General features: G+C 55.7%; 26 protein-coding genes. 13 read left to right on the plus strand and 13 right to left on the minus strand.

Going from position 1 to position 22,773, the window contains the following annotated elements; genetic code table 11:
* Positions 1–10 precede the first annotated feature (10 nt).
* Entirely contained in the window at positions 11–1,747 is a 1,737-nt protein-coding gene (locus KO499_RS07920) for a PHB depolymerase family esterase (RefSeq protein WP_215983150.1), read from the minus strand.
* Between the two features lie 212 nt (positions 1,748–1,959).
* Between KO499_RS07920 and KO499_RS07925 the strand changes: the two genes are divergently transcribed.
* From KO499_RS07925 to KO499_RS07935, 3 genes are all read left to right on the plus strand, one after another.
* Positions 1,960–2,655 carry a VWA domain-containing protein gene (locus tag KO499_RS07925; RefSeq protein WP_215983151.1) on the plus strand — a complete coding sequence of 232 codons (696 nt, stop codon included), beginning with the start codon at positions 1,960–1,962 and terminating at the stop codon, positions 2,653–2,655.
* Positions 2,656–2,701: 46 nt separating this feature from the next.
* Positions 2,702–3,412 carry a molecular chaperone DnaJ gene (locus KO499_RS07930; protein ID WP_215983152.1) on the plus strand — a complete coding sequence of 237 codons (711 nt, stop codon included), beginning with the start codon at positions 2,702–2,704 and terminating at the stop codon, positions 3,410–3,412.
* A gap of 112 nt (positions 3,413–3,524) precedes the next feature.
* Positions 3,525–4,319, plus strand: coding sequence for an amino acid ABC transporter substrate-binding protein (locus KO499_RS07935; protein ID WP_228339786.1), 795 nt, complete (start codon positions 3,525–3,527; stop codon positions 4,317–4,319).
* A 147-nt stretch (positions 4,320–4,466) separates the two neighbouring features.
* Here the strand turns inward: KO499_RS07935 and KO499_RS07940 are convergent, their stop codons facing one another.
* Positions 4,467–4,967, minus strand: a complete 501-nt coding sequence (locus KO499_RS07940) for a lactoylglutathione lyase family protein (protein ID WP_215983153.1) — start codon at positions 4,965–4,967, stop codon at positions 4,467–4,469.
* A 94-nt stretch (positions 4,968–5,061) separates the two neighbouring features.
* Here KO499_RS07940 and KO499_RS07945 point away from each other — a divergent pair, with 94 nt between their 5' ends.
* From KO499_RS07945 to KO499_RS07955, 3 genes are all read left to right on the plus strand, one after another.
* Entirely contained in the window at positions 5,062–5,931 is an 870-nt protein-coding gene (locus KO499_RS07945; protein WP_215983154.1) for a LysR family transcriptional regulator, read from the plus strand.
* 127 nt (positions 5,932–6,058) lie between these two features.
* Positions 6,059–6,403: a PBPRA1643 family SWIM/SEC-C metal-binding motif protein gene (locus tag KO499_RS07950; RefSeq protein WP_215983155.1), complete on the plus strand. Its 345-nt coding sequence runs from the start codon at positions 6,059–6,061 to the stop codon at positions 6,401–6,403.
* A gap of 19 nt (positions 6,404–6,422) precedes the next feature.
* A complete protein-coding gene (locus KO499_RS07955) occupies positions 6,423–6,854 on the plus strand; it encodes a DUF3010 family protein (protein WP_215983156.1) in 432 nt (143 codons plus the stop codon).
* 75 nt (positions 6,855–6,929) lie between these two features.
* Here KO499_RS07955 and KO499_RS07960 read toward each other — a convergent pair whose 3' ends face one another.
* Positions 6,930–7,691 (minus strand): MBL fold metallo-hydrolase, encoded by a 762-nt coding sequence (locus KO499_RS07960; protein ID WP_215983157.1) that lies wholly within the window; start codon positions 7,689–7,691, stop codon positions 6,930–6,932.
* A 297-nt stretch (positions 7,692–7,988) separates the two neighbouring features.
* On the minus strand, positions 7,989–8,291 hold the full coding sequence (locus KO499_RS07965; RefSeq protein ID WP_215983158.1) for a 2OG-Fe(II) oxygenase: 303 nt from the start codon (positions 8,289–8,291) through the stop codon (positions 7,989–7,991).
* A gap of 121 nt (positions 8,292–8,412) precedes the next feature.
* Between KO499_RS07965 and mtgA the strand changes: the two genes are divergently transcribed.
* Both mtgA and KO499_RS07975 read left to right on the plus strand, forming a co-directional pair.
* On the plus strand, positions 8,413–9,105 hold the full coding sequence (mtgA, locus tag KO499_RS07970) for a monofunctional biosynthetic peptidoglycan transglycosylase (protein WP_215983159.1): 693 nt from the start codon (positions 8,413–8,415) through the stop codon (positions 9,103–9,105).
* Positions 9,106–9,201: 96 nt separating this feature from the next.
* Positions 9,202–9,693 carry an NADAR family protein gene (locus KO499_RS07975; RefSeq protein ID WP_215983160.1) on the plus strand — a complete coding sequence of 164 codons (492 nt, stop codon included), beginning with the start codon at positions 9,202–9,204 and terminating at the stop codon, positions 9,691–9,693.
* A 49-nt stretch (positions 9,694–9,742) separates the two neighbouring features.
* On the opposite strand, the gene KO499_RS07980 is transcribed toward KO499_RS07975, so the two are convergent.
* Together KO499_RS07980 and KO499_RS07985 are read right to left on the minus strand one after the other, a co-directional pair.
* Positions 9,743–10,306 carry a nucleoside 2-deoxyribosyltransferase gene (locus tag KO499_RS07980; protein ID WP_215983161.1) on the minus strand — a complete coding sequence of 188 codons (564 nt, stop codon included), beginning with the start codon at positions 10,304–10,306 and terminating at the stop codon, positions 9,743–9,745.
* 96 nt (positions 10,307–10,402) lie between these two features.
* A complete protein-coding gene (locus KO499_RS07985) occupies positions 10,403–10,615 on the minus strand; it encodes a penicillin-binding protein (RefSeq protein WP_215983162.1) in 213 nt (70 codons plus the stop codon).
* Positions 10,616–10,726: 111 nt separating this feature from the next.
* Here KO499_RS07985 and KO499_RS07990 point away from each other — a divergent pair, with 111 nt between their 5' ends.
* A complete protein-coding gene (locus KO499_RS07990; protein WP_215983163.1) occupies positions 10,727–12,322 on the plus strand; it encodes a diguanylate cyclase in 1,596 nt (531 codons plus the stop codon).
* A 3-nt stretch (positions 12,323–12,325) separates the two neighbouring features.
* Here the strand turns inward: KO499_RS07990 and KO499_RS07995 are convergent, their stop codons facing one another.
* Positions 12,326–13,228 (minus strand): DMT family transporter, encoded by a 903-nt coding sequence (locus KO499_RS07995; RefSeq protein WP_215983164.1) that lies wholly within the window; start codon positions 13,226–13,228, stop codon positions 12,326–12,328.
* Between the two features lie 112 nt (positions 13,229–13,340).
* Here KO499_RS07995 and KO499_RS08000 point away from each other — a divergent pair, with 112 nt between their 5' ends.
* Together KO499_RS08000 and KO499_RS08005 are read left to right on the plus strand one after the other, a co-directional pair.
* A complete protein-coding gene (locus KO499_RS08000; RefSeq protein ID WP_215983165.1) occupies positions 13,341–14,204 on the plus strand; it encodes a LysR substrate-binding domain-containing protein in 864 nt (287 codons plus the stop codon).
* A 61-nt stretch (positions 14,205–14,265) separates the two neighbouring features.
* Positions 14,266–14,913, plus strand: coding sequence for a DsbA family oxidoreductase (locus KO499_RS08005; protein ID WP_215983166.1), 648 nt, complete (start codon positions 14,266–14,268; stop codon positions 14,911–14,913).
* 112 nt (positions 14,914–15,025) lie between these two features.
* Here KO499_RS08005 and codA read toward each other — a convergent pair whose 3' ends face one another.
* The 3 genes from codA to codB are packed head-to-tail and all read right to left on the minus strand — an operon-like array spanning position 15,026 to position 18,219.
* Positions 15,026–16,282 (minus strand): cytosine deaminase, encoded by a 1,257-nt coding sequence (gene codA, locus KO499_RS08010; RefSeq protein ID WP_215983167.1) that lies wholly within the window; start codon positions 16,280–16,282, stop codon positions 15,026–15,028.
* 29 nt (positions 16,283–16,311) lie between these two features.
* On the minus strand, positions 16,312–16,935 hold the full coding sequence (locus KO499_RS08015) for a PucR family transcriptional regulator (RefSeq protein WP_215983168.1): 624 nt from the start codon (positions 16,933–16,935) through the stop codon (positions 16,312–16,314).
* Positions 16,936–18,219, minus strand: a complete 1,284-nt coding sequence (codB, locus tag KO499_RS08020; protein ID WP_215983169.1) for a cytosine permease — start codon at positions 18,217–18,219, stop codon at positions 16,936–16,938.
* 339 nt (positions 18,220–18,558) lie between these two features.
* Here codB and KO499_RS08025 point away from each other — a divergent pair, with 339 nt between their 5' ends.
* Positions 18,559–19,638 carry a GGDEF domain-containing protein gene (locus KO499_RS08025; protein ID WP_215983170.1) on the plus strand — a complete coding sequence of 360 codons (1,080 nt, stop codon included), beginning with the start codon at positions 18,559–18,561 and terminating at the stop codon, positions 19,636–19,638.
* Between the two features lie 56 nt (positions 19,639–19,694).
* Here the strand turns inward: KO499_RS08025 and ycaC are convergent, their stop codons facing one another.
* Positions 19,695–20,318, minus strand: a complete 624-nt coding sequence (ycaC, locus tag KO499_RS08030) for an isochorismate family cysteine hydrolase YcaC (protein ID WP_215983171.1) — start codon at positions 20,316–20,318, stop codon at positions 19,695–19,697.
* A 144-nt stretch (positions 20,319–20,462) separates the two neighbouring features.
* Between ycaC and KO499_RS08035 the strand changes: the two genes are divergently transcribed.
* Entirely contained in the window at positions 20,463–21,371 is a 909-nt protein-coding gene (locus KO499_RS08035; RefSeq protein ID WP_215983417.1) for a LysR family transcriptional regulator, read from the plus strand.
* Positions 21,372–21,396: 25 nt separating this feature from the next.
* On the opposite strand, the gene KO499_RS08040 is transcribed toward KO499_RS08035, so the two are convergent.
* Positions 21,397–21,861 carry a hypothetical protein gene (locus tag KO499_RS08040; protein WP_215983172.1) on the minus strand — a complete coding sequence of 155 codons (465 nt, stop codon included), beginning with the start codon at positions 21,859–21,861 and terminating at the stop codon, positions 21,397–21,399.
* Between the two features lie 102 nt (positions 21,862–21,963).
* Positions 21,964–22,755, minus strand: a complete 792-nt coding sequence (locus KO499_RS08045; protein WP_215983173.1) for an ABC transporter ATP-binding protein — start codon at positions 22,753–22,755, stop codon at positions 21,964–21,966.
* Positions 22,756–22,773: the final 18 nt, after the last annotated feature.

A 22,773-nucleotide genomic window follows, 5' to 3' on the forward strand; every position in this document is an offset into this window, starting at 1 on the left:
CGTCGTGACGTCAGTCGCATTGACCTGCTTCGAAGATTCCGTCCTGAGTCTCTTTTACCCAGGTGTAGATGCCGGATACGGAGCCCAGGTAATCGTTACCCCCGGTAGAGTAATAGCCACCGGCATAGTAGGCCCGGCCAGCGTTGTCGTGGTTCAGGTTTGTGTCGTTCCAGTCCTGGCAGGCTGCTGGTTCACCACCACCGTCGCCGCCTCCGCCTGAGCCTGAGCAGGCTGCCGGCTCGGCTGAATACCATAATCCGGGGTCACCCTCGTACAGGGTTACGTTGCTCCAGGTGTCGTAGGAGGCACCGATATCTACGTCGTCGCCGGAAGCAAATGTGCGATAGTTGTATGCGCCTCCCGCATAGGCCCGGCCAGCGGAAATGTGAGCGCTGGGCGAAGATATGGCCTGTTCACAGGTTTCCGTTGGTGCGTTCGGGTCATACACCAGCACGTCACGCTGCCTGGTTGTGGTGTTGGTGTCGCTGTCGGTGGCGGAATACATGCAGGTATAGGAACCGACGGTGGAAGTATCCACGTTGCTGCAGTCCCCGGTGACGGTAATCGAGCCATCCTCGGCATCGTTCGCGGTGGCGCCAGGGTCTGTAAAGGTGCTGTTGATGGCCACGTTCATCGGGTTGTTGCCGATCAGGGTGATAACCGGGAAACCCTCTGGCTGGGACCCATCACGACTGTGGCGGTCAAAGAAGTTCCAGATGATATCTGGGTAGCTTGGTCCGACTTTAACCGACCATTTGCCGTTGTTGCCATTGGAACCACCAACCCAGTAGTGGCCGTGGTTGGTGTCCTGGGTGTTGGGCGTTGACAGAGGGCCATCCAGATAAACAGTTTCTACCAGTGAGCGCGTGCCCATGGTGGCATCCTCGGTGTAACGGACATGCTCGCAGCTATAATTGTTCTGATAATAGGGGCCACAGGCGGTAGAGGAGGCCTGGGCTTCAGCCGGCGTGTCGTATGCCGTTGCGCCGAATACCTGCAGGTGGGCATCGCGGATATTGTCTGCCGCCTCTTTCAGAACGGTGCAATCGTTTTCGTTATGAAGCAGCATCATGGGGATCGGGTAGCTATCGTCCAGCTCTCCCTGCATGTCTGATACGACCTGGGACACGCTATGGAAACTGGCGCTGCCCGGACACTGGCCAGAGAGGGACACAGAGGCGGCATCCTCGCCATAAGGCAGCCCGGCAGCTGCGGCAGCCGCCGCCCAGTATTCGTTGTGGGTGATTGCGGCGACAGCGGTCATGGCGCCACCGGAAGACAGGCCGGTAATGAACCTCCGGTTGGGGTCGATGTTATAGTCGGCTTCTACCTGGACGCCGATCTGATGGAGATCTTCTGTTTCACCAGCACCCTCGTGACGATGGTGGTCAAACCAGAAGCCCCAGCAGTTTTCATTTCTCATCCCGTCGTAGCTCGTTATAAACGGGGCCACCAGAATAAAACCATAGGTGTCCGCTGCTGCGGTCAGTCCCCAGTCGTTCAGGACATCGTCGTTGGTCTGTTTGCAGCCGTGCAGGGCCATGACCATGGGCGCCGGACTGGTAAGGTTATCCGGAACGTATACCTTGTAGTTCCGGGTTCGGGACTGGTTGTAACTTTGCTGGGGTTGGCTGTAAGAGTAGGTTTGGCCCGCAGTCGTTGGCATGACCGGCAAAATCAGTAATGCTGCGAGAAGCAGCACCGACAGTCCGGCCCCGCTCTGCAATGGGAGAAATATCTGTTTCATGGTTGAACGCTCCGTTTTTGAAGTTATTGTTGGGCATGGTAGAACAAGGAAATATCGTGCCAGGATGTAAGTGTCTGATTTTGCAATGTTGCGTACGGGTGAAGAATTCAAACTGACCGATGTGCCGGACAGGCTGTCCGGGGTGTCGGACGCCAGGGCCGTTTCGTTGACTTTCAGATTCGATAACCACTGAGACCGGGTAAGCCAAACCTATGTCCGACAAAGATCTACGCATCAGGTCTGATAAGCTCGCTATCGACCAGTTTATTAACGAGGTCCGCACCTTGCCCAAACAGGGCGGTGGAAAGGGCCGGCTGATTTTTGCGCTGGATGCCACCGCGAGTCGGGAGGCAACCTGGGATCAGGCCTGCCACCTGCAAAGTGAGTTGTTCATGGCGACCCGGGATCTGGGTGGGCTGGCCATTCAGTTGTGTTATTACCGGGGCTTTGGCGAATTCAAGGCTACCGGTTTTGTCAGTGAAACCGGTCAACTGCTGAACCTGATGAACGGAGTGTCCTGCCTGGGCGGCCGAACTCAGATCAGCCGTGTGCTGGCCCACGCGGTAAAAGAAACCCGCGCGAAGCCTGTCAGGGCGGTGGTGTTTATCGGAGACTGTTGTGAAGAGCCGGTTGACGAGCTGTGCCATACCGCCGGCGAGCTGGGCATGCTGCGTACGCCGGTATTTATGTTTCATGAGGGCAATGATGCCCATGCCCGAGCGGTGTTTCAGCAGGTGAGCAAGTTATCTGGAGGTGCATACGCTCCCTTTGATCGAAACAGCCCCCAGATTCTGAAGGATCTTATGGCGGCGGTTGCGGTCTATGCTTCCGGGGGAGCCAAAGCCCTGCAGGACTTTTCCAGCCGCAGCTCTGCGGAAGTAAAGCGCCTGACCAGGCAAATCCGGTAGTGCTTGTGAACATCCATTGGTGGGCCCGCGGGTTCGGGGTATTTGAGTGCCTTTAACGTTTGTTGTCATTGTCGTCCTGATTGTTGCCTTTGTATGGCTGCGGAATCAGCCGGCCAGCCAACGCAAGGCGGCTATTCTCAAGTTGGCTCTGATTGCCGGAATAGCGATCGTCCTTTTGCTGGCGGTTACTGGCCGTCTGCATTTTCTGTTCGCTTTTCTCGCGTTTCTGTATCCACTGCTGCGTCGGGTGCTGCCGTCTCTGCTCGGTGGTGGTTTGGCAGGTGCTGGTGGCGGTGCAAAGGCCAGGCCTGGCAACCAGTCTCATGTGTCCAGTGAGATTCTTGAAATGAGCCTGGATCATGATTCTGAAACCATGAGTGGCCGGATCATCCAGGGGCCAATGGCTGGCAGGGAGCTGAGCGACCTTGGCGAGAGCGAGTTTCTTGAGCTATTGCGCTACTGCCGGGAGCAGGACGAGGATTCTGCACGGCTACTGGAAACCTACCTGGATCGCCGCTTTGGAGATTCATGGCGCGCGGATGATGAGGGCGACACTGCAGCCGGCGGAGGCAGTAACGCCGGAGGTCCTTTGTCAGAAAGCGAAGCTCTGGACATCCTGGGGCTTGATCCCGGTGCCAGCCGGGAAGAGATAATTCAGGCGCATCGCCGGATGATGCAGAAAGTGCATCCGGATCATGGCGGCAGCAATTACCTGGCTGCTCGCATTAACGAGGCCAAGGCGTGCCTGTTGCGCTAAGTCTTTGCGGGAAGAGCCTTCCAGAATATCCTCATGTCAATTGCCTCTGAAGGCGAATCGCTCTATTGTTGAAATAATGTGCACGCTGCCTTGAGGGGAGGGACGATCGGTTTTGAAGACAAAAACGCTGAGCCTGTGGTTTGTTTTTGCTCTTGCCGGTCTGCCTTTGGTGGGGCATCCGGAGCCTGTACGGGAACTTGAAGTTCTCGCGGCTCAAATTCCGGGTGCGTCGGAGTCGGGACTTAACGGGCGCGACATCGAGTTGGTGCTGGCGACGTTCAAGGAATGCGGCTTCAAGGCCAGATTCACGATGCAGCCCTACGAACGGCACGCGAGAACCTATCGCGACAGGCCCGAGTTTGATGCGGTCATGACTGCGCCTTTGTTCTGGGACCTTCCCGGTTTCGCTACGTCTGCCTATATCTGGTATCAGCCCGGCGCTTTCTATAACCACTCAAGATTAGGGAATGTGGAGACTCTTGCCGATCTCGAGGGCCTGCATGTGGTTACCTTCAGAGGGGGGATCAATGTTCTGGGCATTCAGGACAAGCTGTCGATGTTCGGGAGCATTACCGAAATAACGGACCGATCCATTCATTCCCGGTTGCTGTTCATGGGACGCGTTGATGCCATTCTGGCCGATGGCTTCGTAGTGGCTGAAGTGAACCGGCGTATTTTCCAATCAAAACGTCTGCAGGAAATGTGGCCGTCACAGTCGGATACGTTCCGTTTCGCGCCCATATTCAACCCTGTGCCACAACGGATGGTTTTTCGCGAGGCAAGCCTGGCGGAAGCGTTCGACAAGTGTTTTGACCGGTTGAGCGATCGCGGGGTCATTGATGCCATCAATGATAAATTTATCGACAAATACCAGAGCGTGCTGCGTTTCAGGTACCTGGGGCGCTAGATTGTCCCACGGATGACGGCCTCATTTGATCTCTGCACAGCCTGAACGGAGTTAACCGATGAGGCACCAGGGGGCCCTGACTCTTCTTTCAGTGCCCAACAGGTCTCCGGGTATGACAACGACGGAAACCTGTTGATGTGTTCCGGCTCAGTAAGCACCGGCGCCGTATATCAGCTCATAGCTGTGGCTGTAGATCTCCACAATATTTCCAAATGGATCTTCCATATAGATCATCCGGTAGGGTTTCTCGCCCGGATAGTAGTAGCGAGGCTTTTCCATACGTCTTTTGCCACCGGCGGCCACGATACGGTCGGCCAGCTCTTCCACGTTCGGGTCCTGGACGCAGAAATGGAAAATTCCGGTCTTCCAGTATTCAAAGTTGTTCTCCGGGTTAACCTGATCCCTGAACTGGAAGAGTTCCACACCAATCCGGTCACCGGTCGACATGTGGGCAATCCGGAAGCTGCCCCAGCCCTTGCCAAACACGTCGGTACACATCTCTCCGATCGCACTGTCGTCTTCAACAATGTCGGTGGGCTCCATGATCAGGTACCAGCCCATGACCTCAGTGTAGAATTTAACGGCTTTTTCCAGGTCCGGTACGGAAATGCCAATGTGTGAAAAATTACGGGGATAAACGTTACTCATGTGCGGTGCTCCAATGTTGACGTTGAGAACAGCTTACAAAGGCTCATGAATAACTTAAAATTATCATTTATCATGAAAATGAGTATTAAATGTAATGATAAATACGGTATGGCTACGCAGTTTCTGTACGCTCGTCGAGGCAGGCCATTTCACCAGGACTGCTGAGCGCCTTCATATGACGCAATCCGGCGTAAGCCAGCATGTGAAGAAACTGGAGGGTTACCTGGGGTGTGATCTGCTGGTGCGTCAGGGCAAGCAGTTCTCGTTGACCGACGCGGGGCAGCGCTTGTACAGGGAGGCCAGTGAGATCATTGGGGCGCTGTCCCGTCTTGAGCAGCAGGTTGGAGAAGACGCTCCTTTTGAGGGTGTGGTTCGGATGATGTCGCCTGGCAGCGTTGGCCTGAAGTTGTATCCACAGCTCCTGGAATTGCAGCTGCAACATCCGAAACTTGTGATTGATTACCGGTTCGCCCCGAATGCGGATGTAGAAAAGGCCATTGCCGATCATGATGTTGATATTGGCCTGATGACCAAGGTATCTGACCGGGAGGAAGTCAGTTGCGAAGCAATTGCACGGGAAGCTCTGCTGCTGGTTATGCCCGCTGGCTGCTCCGATCCGGAATGGGAGCAACTGATGGCATTGGGGTTCATTAGCCATCCGGACGGCCCTCATCACGCCAGATTGCTGTTGGGTGCCAACTTTCCGGAATTCCAGCACAGTAACCAGTTTGAGCACCGTGGGTTCTCAAACCAGATCGGACTTATCCTGGAGCCGGTGAGTCGAGGGATGGGCTTTACGGTGCTGCCGGCTCATGCGGTGGCGGCGTTTCATAGCCCCGGGCTTGTCAGTACTCACGTACTGCCCAATCCGGTCGACGAAACCCTATATCTGGGACTGCGACGCCATAACCCGGTGCCGAACCGGGTCAGGACTGTTATTTCTGAGGCCAGGCGATGGCTTTAGATCGCGGGCAGAGCCTTGCAGGTCAGGGCATGGGCTGACCCATCAGAAAGTTCCGGGAGCATTTATCCAGAAAATGGAGTACTTTCCCGCGACCCGGGCTACAACGTCAAACCATCAGGACTTGCTCATGTCAGACAAATTTTTCTACAAAGGCCGGCAGGATGCGCGCCAGCATCATACGGCTTACGGCGGCTTCCAGACCAATGCCAGGCAAAACAGCGGAAGCAGGAAGTATCCGTTAACCTTGCTAGTGACCACTGAAGCGCGCAAGCAGGAGATCGAAGCGTTGGTTGCCGACGCCGGGCTGTACGCCGATATTACGCTGGATACCCGAGAGGGTGCGGTCGAATCCATTACTGAACTGACCGCGATTCTGAACAAGAGTCCGACGGTCAAACAGGAAAGGCTGCCGTCACGAAACGATCCCTGCAGTTGCGGTAGTGGTCTGAAATTCAAGAAGTGTTGTGGCTAGAGCCTGTTAAGGAATTTCGATGATTATTTGCGGTGTTGAACTTACCGGCAGCGATGCCGTTGTGTGTTTTCTGAATCTGGATCAGGCGCAATTCAGCCTGCCGGAAAGCAAGGTGCGAAAGCTCACGCTCAAGAAGAACCACACACGGGAGGATCTCCTGGCGTTTCAGGCTTCATTTGCAGAACTGATGACTGAAGCCGGCGTTAAACAGGTGGCGATAAAAGAGCGTATGCCCAAAGGCAAGTTTGCCGGTGGCGCTGTCAGTTTCAAGCTGGAGGCTGCGATTCAGCTTATTTCTGATGCAGAGCTTGAGGTCTCGCTATTATCGCCAGCGCTGATCAAATCGACGCTGGCAGCCAACCCCTTGCCGATCCCTTTTGCCGAGACCGGGCTGAAGGTCTTTCAGGAAACTGCGTTTACTGTGGCTTATGTGGCACACATGATGAAATAGCCGGCTATTGTCCGGAGATGGTGCAAGCGCCGCTCCCTTGCTTTGACCTGGGAGCCTTAGCGCGCGATTGCCTTCTCACTGTGACGACAGGTACTGGTCAATCAGTGTGTGCAAGCGCTGTTTGCCAAAACTGGGGTCGTGGCCGCCGTGAACCACGCATACCGGCAACTGACGAAGACGTTCCATGGTGGTCGCGTAGGCGCACTTGTCGGCACCTTCGATGTCATCGAGCAGTGGGCCGTCGTAAATCGCATCACCGGAAAAGAGTGTCCCGGTGGATTGCTCCCAAAGGCCGATGCTGCCGGGGGAGTGTCCGGGCAGGTGCAGGACCTCAAAGGCGCAATTACCCAGATCCAGTACGTCACCTTCGTCGATTAGTCTTGTGGGTTCGGTTTTCTGTGTGCGGAATGCCAAAGGATCGAAACCTTCATAAGGGTAGGCGTCTATCAGAATATCCGGCACTTCATAGCCCTGTCTTTCGATAGACTCCCGCAGGCCTTTAGGCCAGTGGCAACTGCACAGCACCGGAAACTCATCCGGTTGGTTCAACTGTTCTGCTTCCAGAGGGTGGACAAGGCGTTGGTCGAATTCGTGCAGGCTACCGACATGATCCGTGTGGCTGTGGGTGGCAACGGCGATGAGAGGCTTGTCCAGAAGTTTTGCCATCGCGTCTTTCAGGCTACTGATGCCCATACCTGCGTCTACCAGAAGATCTGCATCACGGCCCCGTATATGCCACATGTTGCACTGGTCCAGTCGTGAAACATGGGGCTCCCACAGCAGGGTAATGCGGTCGTCTATGCGTTTTGTTTCAAACCATCGGTCGGCAATGCGCATCGGTGCTCATCCTTATTCGTGGGGGCTGGTCGTCCAGACGGGAAAGCGGTTGTAAAAACCGTCCGGGTCGTCCCGGAAGAAAAAGGCAGGAACCCGGGCGGCGGGTTTCTTCAGTTGCCCGAGGTAAAGCGTAATTTGTGCCAAAACATCGGGGGTGATCTGTAAATCACACTTAAACAATGAGTTACGAATGTCCGAAGAGAAGGAATTTCGCGCGTTAGTCACCGGGAAGCAGAAAAGCGCGCTTCGAAAAAGGGCAACAGCGGAATATTGGTGTTTGATGCTGGTGCGCGCGAACTATGGGGTGGTCAAGGCAACGCTGAGTAGCCAACGGTTTCCTTGTTCAATTTTCGAGACCCGGTGCTGGTATAGATCCGGGCGGAACAGATACAAGCGTCCGAACAGGTTGAAGATGTTCTTCTCGCAGATAAACTCACCACCGGCTTTGGGTTTAGCCAGAACACAATTGAGTTTGTAAAGCCGGCCTTCGGAAATCATGTCCAGGTGGGGCCCCACTTTGTGGCCTTCAGGGTATCGGACCAGGTATATATTCAGTCGTCTGGAATGAAACAGGATCCGGGTTTTTACGTTTGCTGGCATTTGGAGGTGCGTTCACTCTTGAATTGGACCCCCCTAGTGTGCGCGGTCTCCGGGGTGACGGTCAATTGTGCCCGGGGTCCTGGAGTGTGCAAAGATTGATGCAAACAACTGGAGCAGCTCAATGGCATCGACCACGGGTCGTAAATTTTTACGTTTTTTCGTACTGGCACTCGGCATTGCAGTCGCTTTGATCCTGTCGGTGATTCTGCTGTTCCGGTTTGTGAATCCGCCAACCTCTGCGTTTATGCTGGGCTATCAGTTGCAGCACCCGGACGAATCCCTTGCTCATGAATGGGTGCCCCTGTCTGACATTTCTCCGTGGATGCCCCTGGCGGTGGTGGCTAGTGAGGATCAGCGTTTTCCACATCATGCAGGCGTGGATTTCAAGGCGATTCGCCAGGCCTTCACAGAGTATCGGGCCGGCGAGGGCCTCCGCGGTGCCAGTACCATTACCCAGCAAACCACCAAAAACCTTTTTCTCTGGAACGGCAGGAGCTTCGTTCGCAAAGCCATTGAGGCGGTGCTGGCTGTTGGTCTCGACGGTTTGTGGCCAAAACAGCGGGTGCTGGAGGTGTATCTGAACATCGCCGAGTTCGGGCCCGGTATCTATGGCGTGGAAGCGGCCAGCCAGGCCTATTTTGGCAAGCCTGCCCGTAACCTTTCCCTATATCAGGCTGCCCGGCTGGCCGCAGTGCTCCCGAATCCCGGGGTGCTCAGCGTCTCTTCGCCTTCCGCATACGTACAGGAGCGGGTGGAGTGGATTCGGGGCCAGATGGCGCAACTCGGGCCCGGGTATCTGCGAGGGCTCCTGTAGGAAGCAAGGGTGGATTTATTGGCGTGACCATTGGCTCTTACTCGTTGATACTGGGCGCTATCTGAACATTGGTATTTTTCTGAAAGGTATTTAGCTATGGCAATTTTTCCGGCCGACAACGGCGAGAATGATCTGTTCACCTCACGAGCAGATCCAGACAACCTGCTGGGAACGCATGCGCCTTACAGTTTTGAGTTGGAAGGCAAGGTCTGGCCAACGGTTGAACACTATTTCCAGGGTATGAAGTTCTCCGATGAAAACCGGCAGGAAAAAATACGCACAGCAGCGACTCCCGCCAAAGCAGGGAAACTGGGACGGAAGCGTCACAAGAGCCTGCGCCCGGACTGGAAGCAGGTGCGTGAAACTGTGATGACGCGCGGAGTGTATATCCGCTGTCGCACGCACCCGGAACTGGCCAGGGCATTACTGGATACCGGTGATCAGAAGATTGTTGAAAACAGCAACTTTGATTATTTCTGGGGCTGTGGTCGCGATCGTCGGGGCGAGAACCATTACGGGAAAGTGCTGATGAACGTGAGGGCCAAACTGCGGGAGGAGCAGGCAGAAAACGATCAGGGCAATCTCTGACTCAAATAAGTGTGCTACCGTTTCTTGCCGAGCCCATGCCCTGCTTTTGTCAGGGCAGAGGGTTTGGTAATTGACCGGACAGTGACTTTACACACTGACCGAACAGGTCGCCTGAAAAATACGCGTGCGCACCGGCAGCTTCTGCCACAAAAAGCCTGCCGCCAGATTCTGCCATCCCGCATTCGATCATCAGATTGTCGTTGAGCTGGAAGTCTTCGATGCTATGGCCTAGGCCGTCACGTTCCGTTGATCCTGCCCTTTCCCGGTAACCGCGGTTATCCATGGTGAATCCAAAAGCGGGTTTGCCCTGACCGATCATGTAGCCTACTTCAAAGACAGTGCCCGGATCGGCGCTGATGCCCCGGAACGGTGTCAGGTTGGCAATAATGGCGTGGCAGCTGTCCATCAACTGGCGGTTGGCCAGATAAATCCGGGAGCCACGCTCTGGTTTCGATTCATGCCCGGCGAAGACAAGGTCGGTGTCCAGTGGGTCAACGCCCTCGAATCCGTGCTCGCGGAGTATGTGTTTTTTCTGGCTGACAATCGCCCGGTGCTCGTCTGCCGGGAAGAAGACTTCCGGGCCGGCGAGGTAGATGCGTTTCGGGTGTGACATGCTCATTCCTGTGTGGCTGTCGAATCAGTGGTTCTGGAAGCTCTTTTAAGGATTTCGAACTGATAAAGCTCGTTTTCTCCGGGAAACACCGTTGGCTCAGTAACAGGAATTTGGTGATGAGTCCGGGTTGATCTCGCCGGCGACCTCGTCCGGATCAATACCATGACTGGTCAGTACTTCCCGCACAAAATTCACTTGTGCCAGAATTTTGCCAGCATTGTCGCCGTATTCAAACCGATTGATTTCCACGGATTGGGGCATGAAGGTAAAGGCTATTTTCAATGCTTCCAGGGTATCTTGATCATTCATTGCGAGCGCTCTTTTGTAGGGCTTTAATGTTGTTACATTCGAGTTGGTTATCTATCTTACGGTAATAGTGAAGGTTTTACTGTTTCAAGAACCATGTTGAATGGGTGATAAATGACTGGCAGGCCCGTCCAGAAAACAAACCCGGTGCCAGGTATAGAAGCGGATATTACCGAACAGCTGCAGACTGCGTTGTGGATATTCGATATCGAGAAAGGTGCGATGCTGTGGGCAAACTCAGCGGGGTTGAGGTTGTGGAACGCGGAGGACCTGGAGTCACTTCGTCGAAGGGATTTTGAGTCGGAAATGTCCGGCCCGGTTCTGACCCGTCTTAACGGCTACCTGGTCAGGTTTCGGCGCGGCGAGACCGTTATTGAAACCTGGACAATCTACCCGGATGGAGAACCGGCCAACCTTCAATGTCTGTGTTCCGGATACCAGACCGAGAGTGGCATGGCGATGCTGGTGGAAGCCATGCCAGTTATCGGGCAGGAGGACATTCCGGCCTTGCGTGCCCAGGAAGCCTTGCGTCATGTGCCTACCCTGCTGTCTACCTATGATCTGGATGGTGGGCTTGTTGCCAGAAATCCGGCGGCAAAGAAGAGTCTGCCAGACGAGCACTGTTTCGCTAAGAGTTTTACCCGGATGTCGGACCGGGAAAGGGTTCAGAACTGGATAGCGAGTGGTCAGGAAAGCCTGTCGATGGAGGCACCGGTTGCAACCCGTAATGGAGAACGCTGGCACCGGGTAGACCTGCAACGGACATTTGATCCGGTAACAGGAAAGCGAGTGGTGTTGGCCAGTGAAAGTGATATTACCGCCAGAGTCGAGAGTGAGCAGGCGCTTACCAATGCCCGCGAGCGGCTTGCTGCGCTTATCAAGAACCTGCGAGGTGGTATCGTAGTTGAAGACGAAAACCGCAAAATGATCCTCGTTAATCAGAGTTTTTGCGATCTCTTTGGTTTCCTGATGGCGCAGGAAGGTGCAGATTGTGCCGCCGCAGCGGAGCAAAGCAAGTCCCGGTTCAGAGATCCTCAGGCTTTTATCGAGGGCATTCATCTGGCCCTGCAATCGCGACAAACGGTTACGGATGAGCTGGAGACGGTCGACGGGCTCATACTTGAGCGTACTTACGTCCCTATCTTTCATGGCGATACCTATCTTGGCCATCTGTGGCAATACTGGGATATTACCGACCAGAAGAGCAGTCTTTCGAAACTCGAACACGAGGCAAGCCACGATTCGCTGACTGGCTTGTGGAATCGTCGACGCTTTGAGCAGGCGTTACTGCAGACCCATGGAGAAGCACTTCGTTACGGGCAGACGTATTCCCTGATCATCATTGATATCGATCATTTCAAACAGGTAAATGATCAATTTGGGCATGACGCAGGGGATGTGGCCTTGCAGATGGTCTCTCAAGAGATGGGGCTTCGTTTACGACAGAGCGACTGGCTTGCCCGTTGGGGCGGAGAGGAGTTTGTCGCTTTGCTACCGCAGACGGAACTGGATGGTGCCATTCTGCTTGCCGAGAATCTGCGCAAGCGCATTCACGAGTTAGTCATGCCCCTGATCGGCTCCCTCACGATAAGTCAGGGGGTTGCTGAACTGCGACAAGATGAGGTGCCCCATTCCGTCCTCAAGCGTGCCGATGCCGCGTTACTGGTGGCCAAGGCGAACGGCAGGAACCGGGTGGAACCCGCCGCGTAATTCTCAATGGTGTCTGCGACTTGCGGCAACAAGAGATCCAAGGACAACCAGCACCGCGGCTAGTGGAAGCCTCCAGTCTGGAGCCGCGATCCCGGCCAGAACGAGGAAAAGTGCAGCCAGAACGGGTACAGCATAGGCGAGGCTGCCGACCAGCGCCGTCGGGCCCCGGCGAAGCGCCAGATCCCAGGCCACCATGGCCAGGCCGTATGGGCCCAGGCCAAGACCAACACCCGCTGCAAGGGCGGTTCCCGAGGGGAGCACTGTCGCGGTGCCGGACAGGGTATCGGCGGCTGCGGCTCCCGCGCCGGCCAGCACAAACAGGCCGGGCATGACGGGTGCGATGGCCACGGGCGTTGTCTGAGAAATCCACGAGTACAGAGCCCAGCACCCTCCGGCAAGCAGTGCCAGTCCGTAGCCAGTGAGGTTACCCGAAAAACCGTGGTTGAGAGCTTCCGGTGCAAGCAGCAGTGCGGCGCCGGAAAACGCGATGAGTGAACCGGCGATCACAGGCAGAGCGATACGTCGATGAAAGGCCCACTGGCTGATCAGAATAAACATGACGGGCCAGGTGTAGGTGATCAGTGAAGCCTCGGCGGTGGGTGCTAAAGCTAACCCGGCCAGGTAGGCACCGACGGCGCCAAGTACCAGTAAAGGCACCAGGCCGAAAATCACGAGGTTCCATTGCCAGGATAGGGTTACCTGCCCACGGGCACTGCGGCCCCGGAAACTCATGGGTAGCACCGTCAGTGCACCGCTGGTCAGGGCGATAGTCGCAAGCTGGAAAGGCGGAATGGATCGCGCTGCTTCTACCAGCAAAGGCGCACTGGCCCAGAGCAAGACGGCAAACAGGGCTGCGGCGATGCCCAGAACGTTTTGCATCCGGATTGATGTGTCCAGAATCCTCATGGGCAGTCCTCCTGTTGCGGTTACATTGCGATTCAGCACCGGCAGGATATACTTGCTTGATGCATCACAAAATCAACAGTTTTTGATTTATAACATCACGGGAATTGATATTTTGCGTGCGCAGACTCTCGATCTGAACGTGCTTCAGACATTGGTCGCTATTGCTGACACCGGAACGGTGACTGCCGCCGCCGATCGTCTTGCGTACACCCAGTCAACCGTCAGTATGCAACTGCACCGACTTGAGGCCGCACTTGAGCTGTCGCTTCACGAACGGGAAGGGCGACGGATCCGGTTCACGGCTGAGGGCGAGCAACTGGTCAGTTACGCGCGGAAGATGCTGGCACTGAATAACGAGGCGCTGGATGCACTCCGTCAGCGGCGGGTTTCCGGGCAGTTGAGTCTTGGTGTTCCTGAGGATTATGCGTTTTTACTGACATCGGTTCTGTCTCATTTCAGCCAACTGTTTCCTGCTGTCCAGTTGCAGGTCAACTGTGGCTCCAGTGTGAGGCTTCTGGAGCAGGTGCAGGCGGGTGAGCTGGATCTTGCCGTTGTCACCCGACAGACCCGCTCACCAGGGGGCGAAATCATTCGACGGGAACCGCTGGTATGGGCCGTGGGCGCAGAGAAGCAGCCGTCACTGACGGATCCCATTCCTCTGGCGCTCTACTCTCCGGGAGCCGACGTTTTCCGGGATATGGCCGAGCAGGCGCTTCGTGCTGCCGGACGACAATGGCGGCTGGCCTACTCCAGCCAGTCCATGACCGGACTGATGCCTGTCGTGGTAGCCGGGCTGGCCGTGGTGCCGGTGACCCGCGACATGCTGACACCGCAGTTGCGTGTTCTGGATGAGCGTAGCGGAATGCCTGCGTTGCAGTCCATCGAGATGGCCCTGCACCGTTCGTCTGGCCGGCCAACGGAGCCGGCGCGCCAGATGGCAGATTTGATCCGCGAGCATCTGGCAGGAGATGGTTAACACGTCTCCGTGTTAGGGTAGGGTCAAGCTTGCTCTCATTTTCATTGACAGGATCTCCCCCATGCACAACATCCAGATCGACATTGTTTCGGATATTGCCTGCCCCTGGTGCGCCATCGGTTATGCACGCCTGGAACGCGCCATGGAGCAATTGGCTCCGGAGTACGAGTTCAGCATTCAGTGGCACGCATTTGAACTGAATCCTGATCACAGTGGTGAGGGTGAGCCGATCCTGCCGGCGCTGGCACGAAAATATGGCCGTACGGAGGAAGAGGCTCGCGCTACCCAGAATCAGATGATGACGATCGCAAAGGATCTCGGCGTCAACTTTGAAATGCTGCAGGAGCGCCTCACAACCAATACCTTTGACGGCCATCGATTATTGAAGTGGGCCGGGGAACAGGGCCGGCAGACCGAGATGAAAAAAGCGCTGTTCGAGGCTTATTTCGGTCGTGCAGAAGACGTTTCCAACCACGAGGTCCTGATCCGTTGTGTCGAGAGCCTGGGGCTGGATACGGTCAGGGCGAAAGCCGTACTGGAGTCGGATGAGTACGCAACTATTGTGAGGGAAGACGAAGCGACCTATCAGCGGGCCGGCGTTTCAGCGGTGCCGGCGTTTATCGTGAACGGTAAATATCTTATTGCCGGAGCGCAGGAACCCGACACGCTGGTACAGGCGTTTGAAGAGATTGGTGCAGAGACCGAGTAAAGTCCGGTACCGACAGCAGCATCGGTATTCTCCTCATCCAAAAGGAGCGGGCCTTTTCGCCAGCTCCTTTTGCCGGATGATTGTGATCTACGTTAGCTTTTCGATGTTGATATCAGAGCATCAGGCCAGTTTCAGGATGGCTGGCTGCCCGCTGAACCAGAGGCTGGCCGTCTCTCACTGAAGCCAGCACCGGCCGTTGGCCAAGCAGGACTTCATAGGGCGTTTGTCCTTGTTGAACTATGCATCGTGCCGGTAGTCCTTCGGCAATTCCATATTCCTTCAGGTCCAGGGCTGCGGCCCCGTTATCAGTGATCAGTTCAAGGGAGCGCTCGATCCAGCTCATGCCCAACATATGGCACGCGTGCAGGCCGACATCGAGTGTCCTCAGCATGTTGCCGTTGCCCATGGGGTACCAGGGATCGCGAATGGAGTCCTGGCCGAAAGCGACTTTCAGGCCCGCATCGAGAAGTTCGGGCACCCGGGTAATTCCCCGGCGTTTTGGATAGCTGTCAAAACGGCCCTGCAGGTGAAGGCTTTCCGTGGGCATGGAAAGGAAACGCAGGCCGGACTTTTTCAGCAGGCGGAACAGGCGGCTGCAGTAGGCGTCGTTGTAGGATCCCATGGCACAGGTGTGGCTGGCAGATACCCGGGAGCCATAATCCAGTCTCAAGGCTTCTGCTGCCAGAACTTCCAGGAAACGGGATTCCGGATCGTCGATTTCATCGCAGTGAACGTCCACCAGCCGATCGTGTTTGTGGGCCAGCTCCATCAGCCATCGAACCGATTCGGTGCCATAGTCCCGGGTAAACTCGAAGTGGGGAATACCGCCAACCACGTCGGCACCGAGACGGATTGCCTCTTCCATTAATTCCCGACCGTTCTTGAACGACCAGATGCCCTCCTGGGGAAAGGCGACAATCTGCAGATCAACGAAGGCTGAGGTTTGTTCGCGAACCTCAAGCATGGCTTTGAGGGCGGTCAGGTTTGGATCGGTCACGTCCACGTGAGTGCGAACATACTGGATGCCATGTGCTGCAAACAGCTTCAGTGTCTGGGTGGCGCGGTTGATGACATCCTCGTGGCTCAGCGTTGTCTTGCGTTCGGACCAGCATTCAATACCTTCAAACAGTGTGCCGCTTGTGTTCCAGCGGGGTTCCCCGGCAGTCAGGGCAGCGTCGAGATGAATGTGTGGTTCCACGAATGCGGGTGTAACAAGGTTGCCGCCGGCATCGAGTTCATTCTCGCCTGGCACGGTAGTTTCAGTCTGGGCGACGATAGTCGAAAAACGATCCTTGCGGATGTCGAGTCTGTGTAGCCCATCTCGGCCCTGTAAACGTGCGTTTACTATGGCATTCAGTTGTGTCGTCATATGGTCTCCGGCAAGTGGCTCACGAGCACTCAGGGTCTCGATAACAGGTGGTTCAAGAGTAGTGTTTTGAATGAGTCAGTCGGGTTCGTCTGATCGGGTATCAGCTCAGTAAGCTGGTTCATTCGGTTGCGTACTGTGTTTCTGTGACAACCTAACGCCTCGGCCATGGCGCTCTGGTTGCCCCGGCAGGCAATCCAGGCTTCCAGCAGTTCGGTGGCCTCGGCCAGAGCATTCCGATCAAACGGGTGAGCCGACGTTTGTTCAGCCCAGACAATGGCTCTGCCGATGGCTTCGGTTACTGTAACCATGGGCAGCGAATAAGGCTGCTCGAACAGTGGTATGGCAAGCTCGTCGGCCAGCCGGCAAAGCGTATTGGGCAGTTGGCCGATATACGCATCTCCGGTCAATACGACCAACCCGGAGACGTTACACTCTTTGCCTTCGTAAAGGCATTCGGCCAGGTTCTGAGGGCTGCGATGCCGGCTGATACCCGTCACAAAGATCAGTTCGCCGCCCTTTACCCAGCTCTTGAAGGAGCGGTTCTCTGCGACATAGGGCCAGCGAACTGAGTTGTTTGCGGCAGACGCCCCGCCCCGGAGCCGAATGGCATCCAGGCCCGGAAGCTGTGGAACGTCCCGGCATCGCAATGTCACTTAGATGGCTCCCATGGCCTGTGCTTTACGCTCACGCACCGCTTCGCTGACAACCAGAATGAGGCTGTAGCTCAGGCCCGCAACGAGGACACCCACAAGGGGGGCGATCCAGGGCGACGTGTAGGCGGCGGCTGAGCCGATAACGTAGGCGGCGAGTCCCGGAACGTTGAAGGCTGGTAAGGTTACCGTGTTCAGATCCGGGTACTGGCGTTTATAGCCGACAAAGTAGCTGGCCATGATGACGCCACCGATCGGAGGAATAAAGGTTCCCAGCAGAATCAGGAAGGGGATCAGCCATTCATACATGCCCAGGACCGCAAGAACAGTACCGATGGCCGCACCGGCGACAGTGACCGATTTGCGTCTGCGGGTTCGGATCAGGTTGCAGCCGGCGACGGCAAAGTTATAGACGGTGTTGTCCTGGGTCGTCCACAGGTTCAGGAACAGCATCAGGATCCCCAGCGTTGCCAGGCCCTGAGCGACCATGATATCGACAATGTCGGCCTGTTGATAAACCAGAGCACCGAAGGCGCCGATGAGGGTCATTAATCCGTTCCCGAGGAAGAAAGCGAGTAACGTTGCGAAGACGGCAGTTTTGCCGGATTTGGCGAAGCGAGTCCAGTTGGTGGCCTGAGTTCCACCACTCACAAAGGTACCGAAGACCAATGTGATTGCAGCTGCAACGCTCATTTCATCAGTCGGGGTAATGGCCAGAAGACCGGAAAGACCGCCGGCATCGGAGGTGGCGATGGACATGCTGACAGCGACGAGAATGATCATCGCAGGGACAGCAACCCGAGACAGCCATTCAAGGCCGCGATAACCGATGAACGCAGTTACACAGAAGCCGAAACCGAACAGCACCATAAGCGGTGTGGTCATGACTTCTGGCATGCCAGTGAGCTTTACCAGCAAAATGGCCATAGTGGCCGTACCCCAGGCGTACCAGCCAATCTGGGTGAAACCGAGAATGAAATCAGACAGTTTGCTGCCAAGCTCACCAAAGGTGAAGCGGCTCATTAGCGCAGTATTGAGCCCGGTTTTTGCGGCGATGTAGCCGAGACCGGCGGCATAGACGCCCAGCAGCAGGTTACCGATGACCAGCACCAGCAGCATGGTGGAAAAATCGAATGCGACCCCCACGCTGCCACCTGCCCACATGGTGGCGGTAAAAAAGGTGAAGCCGAGGAGTACCAGCCCCATGGACCAGACACTCTTGCGCTGGTCCATGGGCACGGGGCTGAGGGGGTAGTCTTGTTCTTTCGGGGTTGGTTCAGTGGTCATGGCGATCTCTCCTTGTCGTAGAATGCACACAGAGCGTTGGCAACGTTTGTGCCATGGCCATCTTTTCTGGCGTTATCCGCCGGATGCTCCGAGGCCCGGGTGTGCAAAATGCACAATAACCCCCGGGCTCTGTGATCATTTTGCACCAGTGCGCATGACCTTGGTGCATTTTTGGTTGCAGGTTGCGTTTATGGTGCAGTGATTGTCGATCGTAAACTGGGCTACACTTGCAGTACGCTCTTCCCGGGAAGGAACCTGTTTCTATGGCCGGTCGGGACATCAACTTTGCCCTTGAACTTGTCATTTGGATAAATAAAGAGCGCTGAGAGATCTATTTTTATGCCGGATTCTTCGGTTGATGCCCATTCCATGTCCCCCAGTGACATGCTGATGATCCGACTCTCCATCGTGGTTGGCGGGGTTCTGATCGCTTTGTTCATGACCGGTGATCTTGAGTTGATCCCCCGGGAGCTGGCAGGCACGTACATAACCAACAGGGTTCTGATCCAGCTTCCTATTCTGTGTGGCCTGCTCGTATTCACTTTTTTTCCGCAATTTCATCGCTATGCCCAGCCCGCCTTTCTGTTGATGGTACTGAGCCTGACGTATGCGAATTACTATCTCATCCATGCCGCCTGGGAGCAGGCTGCGTTCAGCTTTCCATACGAGGGAACGCTGCTTTACGCTTATTTCGGTTTCTTTGTGCTGGGAATGAAATTCCATTATGCGCTGACATTGATGGTGGTCAGCTCACTTGGATTTATCGGGCTGATGCTGATCGACCCGGTGTATGGTCAGTTGACGGTTATCAACACAGGCTTTGTGGTTGGCTCCCTGTTTATCGGAGTGATTGGACGGCACCGGGTTGATCGGCTTCTGGGCGAACTTGAAGAGGCCAACGGGAAGTTGATCACACTCAGTTCGGTTGACGGACTGACACGGTTATTTAATCGACGGGTCCTGATGACCGAATCAGAGCGTCTGTTCGCCCTCATGAAACGCACAGACCGCAGGTTGGCGGTCTTTATGATAGATCTGGATCACTTCAAACAATTCAATGACAGCTATGGCCACCAGGAAGGGGATCGGGCCATTCGATTACAGGCTGACATCATGAGGCGGGTGTTCCGGCGACAGACCGATATTCTTGGGCGTTATGGTGGCGAAGAATTCATGGCCGTCATTGAAGGTTCAGAATCCGGGGAGTTTGAGCGACAGGCCGCAGAGGTTCTGAAGCATTGGCGCAATCAGGCGCTTCCGAACGAGGCCAGCCCGGATCGACGAAATCTCAGTTGCTCGATTGGTATCTGCCAGGGCCTGGCCAACGATTTCGAGTCGGTTGATGACATGATCAAGCGAGCCGATGAGGCGCTCTATCGCGCAAAAAATGAAGGCCGGGCCCGCTATGTGATGGTCTAGCCCGATGCTGAGCCCCCGGCCAGGGTTTTCCTGGTCGGGGGCACTCAGACCTGAGATCAGTTTGACGTTAACTCGGTGTAGCTGTTCATCAGGTTCCGGTAATCCGGAATGTGGTTGGAGAACAGCTGGCCAAGACCCTCGATGTCATTTCTCCAGTCCCTGTGCAGTTCGCATGCCACGCCAAACCAGGTCATCAGCTGGGCTCCGGATGAGGACATGCGGTCCAGCGCGGAGTCGCGGGTCAACTCGTTGAACGTGCCGGATGCGTCCGTAACAACAAACACATCGAAGTCCTCTGCCAGGGCAGACAGCGTCGGGAATGCCACGCAGACTTCTGTTACCACGCCCGCGATGATCAGTTGCTTCTTACCCGTTGCTTTGACTGCCTGTACAAAGTCCTCGTTGTCCCATGCGTTGATCTGGCCGGGACGGGCGATGTATGGCGCATCCGGAAAGGTTTCTTTCAGTTCTGGTACCAGAGGACCGTTTGGGCCAGCTTCAAAGCTGGTGGTCAGGATTGTGGGCAGCTCGAAATACTTTGCCAGATCGGCCAAGGCCAGCACGTTGTTCTTGAATTTGTCCGGGTCGATGTCGCGGACCAGAGATAGCAGCCCGGTCTGGTGGTCGACCAGCAGTACGGCAGCGTTATTTTTGTCGAGACGAACGTAGGGTGTGCTCATGATGATCTCCTTGCAGATGTCATGAAGTATCCGCTGGTGAGGGCACCGGCGGAGTTCACATTAAGGCTAAACCGGCGTTGCATCGGCGATAAGACTGCTAAAATGAGTCGCAGTGTTTCGTTTTTAGAACAATGGTGGTCGGCCATGCAGGATCTGAACGATCTTTATTATTTCGTGAAAGTCATCGAGTCCGGCGGTTTTGCGCCGGCTGAGCGAGCGATTGGCGTTCCGAAATCAAAGCTGAGCCGGCGGATTGCCCGCCTTGAGGAGCGATTGGGCGTAAGGCTTATGCACCGATCGACCCGGCGGTTTTCGGTGACCGATATCGGGCAGCGTTATTACGAGCACTGTCAGGCAATGCTGGTCGAGGCGGAAGCGGCGCAAGAAGTGGTGGAACAGGTGCAGGGTGAGCCCTGCGGAACAATAAAAGTGACCTGCCCGGTGGGCCTGCTGCATTTTCATGTTGGGGACATGGTGGCTGAGTTCCTGAGTCGATATCCCAAGGTGTCGCTCGAACTGGAAGCAACCAATCGCCGTGTTGATGTATTGGCTGAGGGAGTGGATGTGGCGCTTCGCGTTCGCCCGATGCCACTGGAGGACAGCGAGCTGGTTCTTCGCGTTCTGTCAGATCGCGGGCAGTGTCTGGTGGCCAGTCCGGACCTTGTCGACCAAATGGGCGGGCTGCCTGAGAATCCGGCAGGCCTTGCGCAATGGCCTGCCCTGACTCGTTCCGGTTCGCTGGCTGAACAGGTGTGGACACTGTACGACAATACCGGCGGGAAACAGCAAGTGATCTACGTTCCCCGCTATGCAACGACAGACATGCAGGCTCTCAAGAAGGCGGCCCTGGCCGGTGCCGGCGTGGTTCAGCTCCCCCTGCTCATGCTCAACAGAGAGCTGGGCAGTGGTGCTCTTGTCAGGTTGTTGCCTGACTGGGCGCCGCGGCGAGAGGTGATCCATCTGGTGTTCCCCTCACGCCGGGGCATGTTGCCCGCGGTAAGAGCGTTCATTGATTATCTGGCCGAGCAATACTCGCAGATCAGCGAGAACTGAACCCTGTGAGCGGACAGGTATTGATTCAAGAGTCACTCTGCTCTGTGGGCGCCAATTTCAGGAACAGCCCCAGGGCGGCCAGCAGCAGTGCGGTGCTGGCAATGATGGCAACCGGATAATAGAGATTGCCGGCCAGCTCCAGCTGGCTGTACTTGATAATCATGATCAGCCCTTCAAGCGACATCGCCACGCAAACCGTACCGATGAAGCGCGGCAGGGTTCTCCTCATCATGGTAATAACATCGTGGGATTCAGAGCTCCCGCTGTACTCGGAACGGATCACCATGGCCAGCTCGTACACAGCCAGTGCAATAATGCTGCCGTTAACGCCGTTGATCAGTGCCTGCATCAACTGTTGGCCGGATTGGATGTAGTTGACCACCTCTACAACGGTGGCGCTGACCAGGGTGAACGCCAGCACAAAGAAAACGAGTGAAAACAGCCGGGCAAACAATGCCCGGACCGGAATAGCTGCCAGCATGTTGATCATGTCGGACAATCCTCAATGTTGATCAATTGAGGCGCAGGCTAACGGTAATAAACGCTGATTTCGCTTAAGAAATGCTCATTCGCTGGTAATCTCTGGAACGGTTCAGGCTGCGTCACGGCCTTCTTCTCGCATGAGACGACGAATGTGAAGTTCGAGGCGTCGGTAGTCCTCCGACTTCAGAAATGCCTCACGATCACCCTCGGGCAATCCGGCTTTAAAATCGGTATGAATGGTTTCATTGAGCCGGCCAGGATGGCGTGACAGGAAGTACACGACATCCCCCAGATAGAGCGCTTCCTCAATATCATGCGTCACGATCAACACGGTATTGCGCTCCTTTCGGACCACATTCAGCAGCAGATCCTGCATCTGCCAGCGGGTTTCCGGGTCCAGTGCGCCGAATGGCTCGTCCATCAGCAGAAGTTCGGGATAGTTGGCCAGAGTTCGGGCGATGGCTACCCGCTGGCGCATGCCGCCCGAAAGTTGATGAGGATAGGCGTTGGCGAACTTTTCGAGACCAACGGCCTGAATGAAGTGATCAACGGTGCCTTCATTCAAAGCGCTGCGGTCACCGTTGATTCTGAGACCGTAAGCCACGTTCTCACGAACGGACAGCCAGGGGAAGGATGTATAATCCTGGAACACCATGCCCCTGTCCCGGCCGGGCTGGGAAACAGCCCGACCGTTTAGGTTGATGTCGCCTTCCGACGGTTTCTCAAGACCTGCGACCATTCTGAGTAACGTGGATTTGCCGCACCCCGAAGGTCCCAGCAGAACGCCCACTTTGCCAGCTGACAGCGACAGTGAGATGTTCTCCAGTGCCTGGACGGTGCGCCCGCCAGACCTGAAAACCTTGTTCACGCCTGTGATCTCAAGACCGGTATTGGAAGACATGGGTTAGCTCCTTGATGG

Source organism: Marinobacter sp. F3R08, assembly GCF_018860425.1.
Taxonomy (GTDB): Bacteria; Pseudomonadota; Gammaproteobacteria; order Pseudomonadales; family Oleiphilaceae; genus Marinobacter.